Origin of the sequence: Kitasatospora sp. NPDC053057 (assembly GCF_044546945.1) — a bacterium.
GTDB lineage: Bacteria > Actinomycetota > Actinomycetes > Streptomycetales > Streptomycetaceae > Kitasatospora.
Genome location: NZ_JBITZP010000051.1, coordinates 45,766 through 54,183 on the forward strand (window position 1 = coordinate 45,766; position 8,418 = coordinate 54,183).

The window sequence follows — 8,418 nt, forward strand, 5'->3', positions numbered from 1 at the left end:
GGCCTGCTCGTCGGCGGCGCGGACGGCGGCCAGTGTGGCGGCTTCTCGCTCGGCTTCCACGATGCGGTCCACGCGCCATGCGAGCACCACGGGAAGCTGTTCCGCGTCTGTCAGGGAGCGGGCGGACACCGCGCGGTCCAGCACCGCGGCCGGGTCCAGTCCGGCCGCGGCAGCGTCCGCCAGGGCCTCGTCCAGTGCCGCGTACGCCGGGTGCGCCAGCACCGCGTCCGCGTCTACCGCGTGCTCGGTCAGGACGTCGCGCACGGCCTCGGCGAACATCGGCGGAGCCGCTGGCGTGGCAGCGGGCACCGGCCCGGTGGGCATCGGCTGACGCGCTGCCGGCACCGGCCCGGTGGCGGCCGCGGGCGTCGACTCTGCCGGGGTTGTGGGCGGCTGGATGAGCGGTTCCAGCGTCTCGCCAAGCTCCGTGATGATCAGCGACTCTTGGCCGTCGTTGGCGTCCAGCTGGGTGGCGAACGCGGCCACCGCACGGTCCATCGCCTCGGCGTCCGACGCCGGGTCGCCAAGGGTGAGCCGGGTCTCTTCGTCCTCCATGTCGGCGCGCGGAAGGAACAGCCGGACGGACACCCGGTCACGGGACAAAGCGGTGTAGGCGCCGTTCGCTGCCAGGCCCGGCCCGTACACCAGAGCATCGCTGACGGTGAGTCCCTGGGCCTTGTGCACGGTCATGGCGAGACCGTGGGAGAGGCCTCCGCCTGCGATGTACTCGGGCTCCAACCACTCGCGGACATGGCGGTGGCCGCCGCCGTCGACCTTCTCTCTCCACTCGACCAGCACGCGCCGCTGGCTGTCGACCTCGACCACCACGCCGCGGTAGCCGTTCAGGACGTCGGCGGCGTCTCCGCCCCTCCACGCGCGGTAGTCGTTGCTGCGGATCATCACAATGTCGCCGGTGGTCAGGGCGAGCGTGCCGCCGCCGGCCAACCGGTACTCGACGTCCGGGCCGGTGAGCTCGCCAAGCTCGCGCCGGATCGCGCGCGCGGCCACGTTGAGCTCGTCCACGGCGGCGTTCGTGGCGGCCAGCATCAAAGTGCTTGCGATCTGGTCGTGTACCGCGTCGCCGGGGTTCCTGATCTGCTGCCAGGACACCAGCATGGCCGCCATGGCCTCGCTGCGGGTGTCGGTGACGACGATCCGGCCGCGGTCGGCGTAGGCGCGCAGAGCCTCGCGCCGCTCGCCGTCGCGCCACATCTGCAGCGCGGCCCGCTCGATGGTGTCGCGCTGCCGGTAGTTGGTGGCAAGAGTGTGCCCGCCAACCACCTGGTGCACCGCAGCGAAGGCGCCGCCGACGCCGGGGGACTGCAGCTGCAGCGGGTCGCCGATGCCGACAATTTTTGTGCCGGTGGCGTTCGCGTGGACGAGAAGTTCGGCGAGCTGGCGGTCATCGATCATGGCCGCTTCGTCCAACACCAGCACGTCCACGCCGACCAGTCCGCGGGTGCCACCGCTCTGCCGGATGCGCTGCAGCAGCAGCGCCAGGGTGCTGGATTGGATGCCGGCTTCGGCCCGCAGGTTGGCGGCCGCCACCGCTGCCGTGGACGCGCCCAAGACCACGCGGCCCTGAGCCTCCCACGCGAGCCTCGCCACCTCCATGATGGTCGTCTTACCGGCGCCGGCGACGCCCACCACGGCGTCCACGCCGTGCCCGTCGACCAGGATGCGCCGCAGCACGGCGAGCTGTTCGGCAGACAGCACAAACCCCGGCTTGTCGGCCTGCTGGATGGCCTGGTAGGTGGAGACGGCCATCTGCAGCGTGGGTTCGTCCACCACGGCGGTGCCGCTGTTGAAGCGGCCGCGGGCCTGCGCGAGGATCGTCCGTTCGGCGGCCACAATGTCGGCGGTGGTATAGCGCGCGGTGTTGCTGAGGTGGCCCGGCAGACGATCGTCCAGCCTGATCGCCAGGCCTCGGTGCGCCAGTACGCGGTCCGTCAGCTCCTCGACCTGGGCCAGGCTCTGCACACCGGTCGGGATGGCGTCAGCGATGGCTGACAAGGCCTCCGCGCGGGTGAAATCCTTCCTATGGCTGGTCAGTCCCTCATCTGTGCGGAACACCCACCGGGCGATGCCGTCGACGTCGAACGCGTCGCGGGGAAGTCGCGCGGGCTCAGCCTCGGCCGACGGCGGCGTGGGCGGGGCCAGGACGGCGCCAAGGATCGCGGCCGGGTCGTGCCCGGCGGCCTCAGCCTCGGCCTGCCAGTAGGCGCGCAGAGTCTCGTCCGAGGCGGACACCGCAGCCTCGTCCTTGCGCCCGGCGACGGCGGCGGCCGCGGCCTTCTGCTGCTCGGTGGTGGTCTCCTCGAAGGGGATTCCAAGGGCCGCGAACAGCTCGCGTACCTCGGCACTGCGCTTGGAGAACAGGCGCACGGTCTCGTCCGGGATACCGGTGATCTGCCACACGTCGGTGTCCGGGTTGCGGTGCCACTCGATGCCCCACCGCTCGTTCGTGACGGCCCGGACTCGGGCCTGCATCAGGCTGTCGATCGCATGCGCGTGCCGGTACAGGTCGCGGCCACCGGCGCCGATCGTGCCCCACTGGCCGTCTTCACCGCGGCCCATGTTGGCGAGGGTGACGTGGCCGTGCAGGTGGGGGTCACCGTAGGGGGCATCGCCCACGGGGCGGGCGCCGCGATGGAAGTTCACCCACCCCATGAGCCCAGACGTCCGCACGCGCTCGCCGCTCTCTCCGTCACCGTGGTGACCGCGCATTCCGTAGGCGGTCCACTCTTCGGCGGCGGTGACGGCCTCGGTCAGGGAAGCGGTGAAAACCTCCTCCAGCTCGGCGGCGAACTGCCCGTCCGCGAAGGCCAACACAATCGAGTAAGCCTTGGGCAGGGTGATCGTCAAGTCAAAGCCCTGGTTGCCTACCTGGACACGTTCATTCTCGTTCTGCAGGGCCTTCTCCATGGCGGCCTGGCCGTACAGCTCGATGGTGTCGATTCTGAGCGCATCGGCGAGCTTGGCGACGTCTCCGAGGCGAACGCGGTGGGCGTCTCCGAGGCGCTGGACACCCCGTTCCATCCGGCCGTACGTGTCCCGCTTGCGGGCGCTGGTGAACAAGTCCTGCGGCTCGACTCCGCGTTCTGCGGCAACACGCTGGATCGCCTCGACCAGCGGCCGCGCGGCCAGCTTCCCACTGGAAGCCACGGCCATTTTGGGCTCCACCAACCGCTCGCCGGTCACTGGGTTGATGCCCTTCATCATGGCTCGCGCCATGTCGAACTGCTCGCTCGTCAGCTCGCTGCCGGGGGTGATCCCGAACTCACGCAACCCGCTGCCGATCCACATCAGCGGGCGTTCGTTGATATCCATCCGGTAGGCAATCCGGGGGTCGGCCTCGGCCTCGGCAGCGGCCCGGTACTCCTCGCCGTAGACGGCCGTCGCTTCGCCGGCCTTCGCGGCCGTCAGCAGCCCCTGAGCGGTGCTTGCCTTGATCCGGTAGGAGTCCCCGCGGACGTCGGCCTGGTTGGAGACCCGGCCCCAGATCTGGCGCTGCCGATCGCTGCTGAACAGCTCGGCCGGGTCCACCCCGAGGGCCTGCGCGTGCGCCCGGATCGCCTCGACAGCCGGGCCTGCTGCCACCAGCGAAGCGTCCGCGGTCGCGCACCCATGCCGACCAGTCAGCCGATACTCCACCTTGGCGCCGTCAGCGTCGGCACCGAACGCGGTCACCCACGCCACGGCGACCACCGCCCGCCCTCACTGCCATGGCGACGGGGGAGCGGCCGCACAGCAACGGCGGCCACCCCCTCGTCAACAGCCATGGCGTCCAGCACGTCCGGTCAGCTCGTGCCAGTCAGGACGGAGAGAACCATGAACCGGGTCGACGCCTGCACGTCGTCCGGCAGCTCGGTGCCCAGCCGAATCCATCCCTCGGGCAGGCTCTCGGCCTGCTCGCTCAGCACCTGGAGTGGTGCCGGGTCGGCAGGGTCCTCGACCCACCGAACCATCGTGCTGACATCGGTGCCGGACCGACCGGCGGCAAGCAGATAACGTGAGAGAAGCGCACGCCCGCTCGACTGCCAGGGCGCGCCTTCGGCGCCGCCGGAAGCACCGCTGATCAGCTCGGCGGCCACCTCCTCGGCCCTAGCCGGATCGGCGCATTCGCGGATCACCTCGGGCGTCAGAACGCCCTCAATCGTCCTCGCAACCATCGCTCTGTGGTCCCCTTCCTGATCCAAGATCAGTTAGCGAAGCGTATCGTCACAAAGTGACGATACCTTAGCACTGTAGATGATCTTGTCCTTTTCGGTGGTTTCGGGGGTGTGGGGGCGGAGCACCCATGGGTGGGTGCCGGGGGAGGGCGGCAACGTGCCGTAGGCGCGTGGTAGTGACGGGTCGAGAACAGAGGTGCACTCTGCCGACAGGAACCGTTAGAAACGGTGGGTGGTCCAGTTCGTCGAACCGTCAGGCCTGCTACCTCGTCAAGGTCAGTCACCGGGGAGCGCTGGCGCCGACTCCCGGGACTTCGATACCGCGGTGCGGAATGTTCCGCCCCGGACGGCGGCGTGCCGGGCTACCATCGGCCCATGGCAGACAAAAACGAACCGCTGACGGTCGCTGAGATGCGCCGCCGTCGGCGCGCACAGGAAGCCCTAGAGACTCGCGTCAAGGACACGCTGGACGTCCTGGTGGTGAGCACCCATAAGGCGGCCACCGATGCGGCCGCGGCGCTCAACCTCGCGCAGGATGCGGCAGACGAAGCGCTGGCGCTGGCCGCCAAGGTCTACGGCTCCGCGAAGGTCGCGGCAGAGCTGACCGGCCTTCCGCTCGCTGAGGTGGAGCGGGCCGTCAAGGTTGTGCCCGCCAAGCGGGTCAAGGGGCTGCACGAAGAACTGCAGACCAAGGCCGAGGCCAAGCTGTCCAGCGGTGCCTCCCGGCGCCACGGCAGCGAGCCCTCCGGCAACTCCGACGACTCGTCCACGGCGGCCACCCCGGACGACAACAACGGGGCGGGCGGGGCGAGCGTTCCCGGTCAGGTCTCCACCGGCCCGGTGGCCGCTGCCGACCAGTCGGCAGCATCCGTTAGCTGAGCGTGGACGGCCGGCTGATCCGCGGCCGGGGTCGCTCCGCCTGGGTGCGGACCGGCCCCGGCCGCGGCGTGCCCAATGGCCGTCAGTCCAAGGGTTGCGCATGAGCCTGGAGCCGTGGCAGCGCCCGCCCTACACGGACCCCGAGACGTGGCGCCGGTTCGTCGCCAAGGTGGTCCGGACGGCCGGCTGCTGGATCTGGGTTGGTGCCGTGTCGGACGGCTACGGGATGTTCCACGATCCGGCGAACCAACTGCACGGCCGGCGGTCGCCAACCGTGCGTGTCTCCCGCTTCATATGGGAGGCGTACAACGGGCCGATCCTTGCCACTCACGTCATTCTCCACGAGTGTGATACTCCGCTATGTGTCCGGTACGAACCCGGGGTCCAGCACCTCGCGTCCGGTACCCAATCGGCCAACCTCCTGATGGCTGCAGGCCGGGACCGAATCAGCAACGGCTCCCGACTCGGCCGCGCCGATCTGCGCGGCCAGCATCAGCAGTCGCTCGCCATCCGGACGGCGATGCTGTCCGCCGTCGCCGAGGGCACCACCGACCCCGACCGGCTGGCGGAAATCCTGGCCGACGTCATCGCCCACGGCGACCCACACGCGACCCAAGGCCGGCTGTTCTGAAAGGGAGAAGCGTGGCGACCCCCGCCCGTCTAACGGATGCCGAACGGCTCCTGGTGGACGACCTGATCACCTCCACCTCGCTGGTGCCCGCGCGGCCCGGCTACCGGTACGTCAACGCCCTGGCGCTCCTGCTCGACATCGGCCGGCTCTTCACCCCCCGGCCCTGGCCGGGCGGGGGACCGCCACCGGGCGAGCCCGGCGCCTGCTACGTGGAGTCCGTCCTGTGGGCCTCGGACTCCCCGGACGGCCTCGCCTACGTGGAGGGCGTGACCTGGACCGGCCTCTACGCGCTCGAACACGCCTGGTGTGGCGGGCAGGACGGCATTGTGCTCGATCCGACATGGGATCGGCCTGGCCTGGCCTACCTCGGGCTGCCGGTGCGGGCCGACGTCGCGTCACGCCTGATGTGGGAGCACAGAGACCCCCTGCTGGCCTACGGCACCGTGTGCACGGAGTGGCTGCGCGACGGCGTCCCCGGCGAGCTGCTGGTGGACGTCGGCCGGCGGATACCGGCGGAGTAGATCCGCCCGATTCTGCAGGGCCTCTAACGGCCCGTCCGCACCACCAGTGAGGCATCCGTGAACAGCGACCAGACCACCGTCCCCGCCCCGATCTTCGGTGGCGCTCCCGTCGGCACCGCGGCGGGCGCCGCCGCCCCCGCCGCCGCTCCGTTCGGCACGGTTCCGGTGGGGGTGCCGACGCCACCTCGACCGGCCGGTTCGCCGACTCCTACAGCAGCGCTGGCGGGGCCTTGGACACCGGCCGTGGCCGGGCCGATTCGACGGCGGGCCGGCCTCCTCTCCTTCGCCCCCGTACTGGCCCTCCCCCTGGTGCTCCTGGTGGCCGCCGAGGCAGGCGAGCTCAACCGGCCGGACGCGCCGGTGCTGCAGCCGGTGGCGGGCCAGTGGCAACCCCTGACGGTCGCCCCGGCGTCGGCCGCCCGGCCGTCGGCCACCCCAGCCGCCACCCCGGCCTCGACGGTCACCGCTGTGCCAGTGCCTTCGACCCCGGCCGTGCCCCCTACAGCCGACCCGGTGGCCGTCGACGGCGACGTGAGCGAGCCGGACGCGGAGGCGGTGCCCTCGACACCGGGCAGCTCGTCCAAGCGGCCTCCGGCCGGGCGGCCCACCCGTCCGTCCGCGAGCGCCGCCCGGCCGCCGGCAGCGGCGCCCGCACAACCGGCCCCGGCGCCGCCCGTCGGCGCCCCGGTGGTGCCGCTGCCGGGCGGCGGCTCGGGCGGGCTGTGCACCGCCGCCCAACAGGCCGGGCAGTTGCCCCCGAACTTGGTGCAGCTCTGCCACTCGATGTACGGCGGCTGACGGCCGCACGGGCCGTCAGCTTCCGTTAGATCCACGCCCGTGACGAAAGGGGCCGGCCACCGCACGGTGCGGTGGTCGGCCCTCTCCTTGGCCGCTGGGGGGCCGGTGGCAACCGTTAGACCCCGCCGGGTCGCCGACCCCGCAGCCTCCCCAACAGTTCAGCTGCTGGCGTCGGATGCTTCTCCCGGCAGCGGGTCCTGTCCGGGCACAAGCTCGATCACTGGCCCGATGGGCGGCAGCCCCCCGTCCTTCGGCGCCTTCGCCGGCTTGCGGGGCTCCGCCGGCTTCGACTCGCCGGTGTAGGTCTCCAGTGCCTGGCGCAACCGGTGCCCGGCCTCGGTGTCGGGCAGTTTCATCGCGTTGACCCGCAGCGAGCCGACCGACCCACGGGCCTGCCTCACCTCGTCCGGCTTGCCCGCCTCGATCGCCCGCCGGAGCTCCTGCAGCCGCTCGGTAGCCTGCTTTGACAAGCCCGGCTCGGCGCCGCGCAAGAACGGCTCTGCGGCGGCCAACAGCTCGGCCTCGGCCTCGGCCCCGGCTGGGTGCGCCGGCACGGCGGACGCCTTCGGGCTGTCCGGCTGATCGGCCGGCTCCACGTCGGCGGCCGCGGCGGTCGACGCACTGGCCTGTGCCGCTTCGGCGGCGCGCTGCTCGGCGGCGGCCAGGGCCTGCGCCTGGACGGCAACCTGGGCGGCGAGCTCGTCCCTCTCGCGTTCGGCCGCCTTCTGCTTCCGCTCGGCGAGCGCCACCAGTTGCTCGGCCTTCTGCCCGGCCGCGGTCGCCCGCTCCTCGGCGAGCCGGCGGAGCTCGACGGCCACCGCTTCGGCCTGCCGGGCCGTGCTGGCGTCCGCCGCCGCGGCGGCCGCGGCCACCTTGGCCTCGTCCCGGTCCTGCTCGGCCAGGACCCGCAGCCGCTCGGCCTCGGCCCGCCCGGCCTCGGCCTCGCGCTGCCGGCCCTCGGCCACCCGCTGAGCCGCCGCCGCAGCCTCGGCCGCCTCCCGCGCCTGCTCGGCCTTCTCCACGGCGGTGTTCTTCTCGGCTTCGGCCTCGTGCTGCCTCTGCTGGGCGCGCTCGGCGGCGGCGGTGGCGTCGACAGCCTGGCGCCGGTAGTCCTCGGCCTCGGCCTTCGCCTCGGCCACCTGCCGCTCGGCGGCGGCCACTTGCTGCTCGGCCTTCTTCTCGGTGGCCTCGGCCCGCACGTCGGCGAGCCGGCGGAGCTCGACGGCCACCGCTTCGGCCTGCCGGGCCGTGCTGGCGTCCGCCGCCGCGGCGGCCGCGGCCACCTTGGCCTCGTCCCGGTCCTGCTCGGCCAGGACCCGCAGCCGCTCGGCCTCGGCCCGCCCGGCCTCGGCCTCGCGCTGCCGGCCCTCGGCCACCCGCTGAGCCGCCGCCGCAGCCTCGGCCGCCTCCCGCGCCT

At 72.2% G+C, this 8,418-nt stretch carries 6 protein-coding genes and 1 pseudogene; 4 read left to right on the forward strand and 3 right to left on the reverse strand.

Translation table 11 applies throughout. The features are described 5' to 3' along the window. Together mobF and ACIG5E_RS34445 are read right to left on the reverse strand one after the other, a co-directional pair. Positions 1-3,699, reverse strand: a 3,699-nt coding sequence (mobF, locus tag ACIG5E_RS34440) for a MobF family relaxase (RefSeq protein WP_396540325.1), incomplete at its 3' end; no start/stop codon positions are given. A 101-nt stretch (positions 3,700-3,800) separates the two neighbouring features. Further along, positions 3,801-4,172 (reverse strand): hypothetical protein, encoded by a 372-nt coding sequence (locus tag ACIG5E_RS34445; protein ID WP_396540326.1) that lies wholly within the window; start codon positions 4,170-4,172, stop codon positions 3,801-3,803. A 375-nt stretch (positions 4,173-4,547) separates the two neighbouring features. Here ACIG5E_RS34445 and ACIG5E_RS34450 point away from each other — a divergent pair, with 375 nt between their 5' ends. From ACIG5E_RS34450 to ACIG5E_RS34465, 4 genes are all read left to right on the forward strand, one after another. Then, positions 4,548-5,051 (forward strand): hypothetical protein, encoded by a 504-nt coding sequence (locus tag ACIG5E_RS34450; protein ID WP_396540328.1) that lies wholly within the window; start codon positions 4,548-4,550, stop codon positions 5,049-5,051. Between the two features lie 100 nt (positions 5,052-5,151). Continuing rightward, on the forward strand, positions 5,152-5,682 hold the full coding sequence (locus tag ACIG5E_RS34455; protein WP_396540330.1) for a hypothetical protein: 531 nt from the start codon (positions 5,152-5,154) through the stop codon (positions 5,680-5,682). Between the two features lie 53 nt (positions 5,683-5,735). Next, positions 5,736-6,203, forward strand: a complete 468-nt coding sequence (locus tag ACIG5E_RS34460) for a hypothetical protein (RefSeq protein WP_396540332.1) — start codon at positions 5,736-5,738, stop codon at positions 6,201-6,203. Positions 6,204-6,260: 57 nt separating this feature from the next. Beyond that, positions 6,261-7,001, forward strand: coding sequence for a hypothetical protein (locus ACIG5E_RS34465; RefSeq protein WP_396540334.1), 741 nt, complete (start codon positions 6,261-6,263; stop codon positions 6,999-7,001). A 158-nt stretch (positions 7,002-7,159) separates the two neighbouring features. Here the strand turns inward: ACIG5E_RS34465 and ACIG5E_RS34470 are convergent. After that, a pseudogene (locus ACIG5E_RS34470) lies at positions 7,160-8,418 on the reverse strand (hypothetical protein); the annotation flags it as partial.